Below are 1,115 nucleotides of genomic sequence, written 5' to 3' on the forward strand. Positions count from 1 at the left end.
GTCTGGACAAACATTGACCAGGGTCTGCGCCTCAGCAACGTGTCTCGGGTTGAAGTCGATAAATGGCGTACCTGGTTTTTGCAGCATCAGGGCAAACTCGAAGAAATTCTCGGCAATTCTCGCCCCTTCCTCTATTACGTAGTCAACGCCGTTTCTCAACGCGGCCTGCCCATGGAACTGGCGCTGCTGCCTGCCATTGAGAGCGGCTACAATCCTAAAGCCTATTCTCCTGCCGCCGCCGCAGGGCTCTGGCAGTTTGTGCCCGGAACCGCGCGGAGTTTTGGATTGCAAAATACGCGTTACGGGGATCCCCGCCTGAGTCTGACGGCTTCGACCAACGCCGCCCTGGATTACCTGTCTTATTTATACAATTATTTTGGTGGAAACTGGCTCCTGGCGATTGCTGCCTACAATGCCGGACAGGGTACGGTTTCCGCCGCTATCCAGCAAAACGTGGCAGCCGGCCAACCTACCGATTTCTGGGATCTGAATCTTCCCGAACAAACTGAAAATTACGTGGCCGAATTATTGGGTCTTGCCCAGGTCATCAAAAATGCCAAGGCTTACCACGTCAGTCTGCCCTATATCCCCAACACGGCCCACATAGCGGTAGTCACCACCCCTAAATCAGTCGCCCTCAATGTGGCTGCCAGTCTGATGAATGTCCCGGTGCGCGAATTGCAGCACCTCAATGCCGGAATCAGTTATGGCGTAGTCCCGGCGGACTATCAGCTTGTAGTTCCCAAGGACAAGGCGGCCACCCTGAAAACAGCGCTGTTGACCATGCCGCAGGAGGTAGCAGCTCAGGCTTTGCCCGTCGCACAACCGGCCGTCGCTGCCACACCGGTGGCCCAGCCCGTCACCCAACCTCGGCTCAGCCATTTGACGGTACATCCAGGGAACACCCTGTCACAAATAGCCATGCAGGCCGGGGTCAGTGTTCAGCAGATGAAGCAGTGGAATCATCTGCGCTCCGCGCGTGACCTGCAGGTGGGCCAGCAGCTGGTGGTTTATGGCGGTCATCATCTGGAAAACGCCACTTATAGCCAGCCAGCCAGTCACCGTCTCGTCGTGCACTCCGGAAATACCCTTTCGGGACTGGCGCAGCAGGCTGG

General features: G+C 56.9%; 1 protein-coding gene. It reads left to right on the top strand.

The features are described 5' to 3' along the window. Positions 1 to 1,115: transglycosylase SLT domain-containing protein (locus AC2VLY_RS01715; protein ID WP_486921677.1), on the top strand; the 1,115-nt coding region annotated here is incomplete at both ends.

This window comes from Acidithiobacillus sp. TH-A36 (genome assembly GCF_057473445.1).